We start from the raw sequence: 273 nt of genomic DNA, 5'->3' as shown, positions 1-273 counted from the left end.
TCATTGAGGACAGGCCGAGCATGCTGATGCACGGCCATCATGTAGGCCTGCGAGGCCTTGTCCCAGGCGTCGATGTGTCTGGCCAGGATGAACAGCCAGGGCGGCGTGTCAACATCCGGGCCAGCAGCTACGATCCAGTAGAAGGCCCTCACCGTCTCAGTGGTCATCAGCGCAGCCTCTTCGAGGACATTGCGCGCTTCATCGATAGACTTCATTCCAGCCATTTCAACTCCTGTGTAGTTGGCTTGGTTAGGGCAGGGGAGCGGCGTTCCA

The 273-nt window shown here is 59.0% G+C and carries 1 protein-coding gene; it reads right to left on the bottom strand.

Going from position 1 to position 273, the window contains the following annotated elements; all coding sequences use genetic code 11:
• On the bottom strand, positions 1-215 hold a 215-nt coding region (locus ABG80_RS20710; RefSeq protein WP_152987776.1), incomplete at its 3' end, for a hypothetical protein.
• Positions 216-273: the final 58 nt, after the last annotated feature.

The sequence above is a fragment of the Aquabacterium parvum genome (genome assembly GCF_001447195.1).
GTDB lineage: Bacteria > Pseudomonadota > Gammaproteobacteria > Burkholderiales > Burkholderiaceae_C > Aquabacterium > Aquabacterium parvum.
This window is presented reverse-complemented; position numbering and strand designations above follow the sequence as displayed.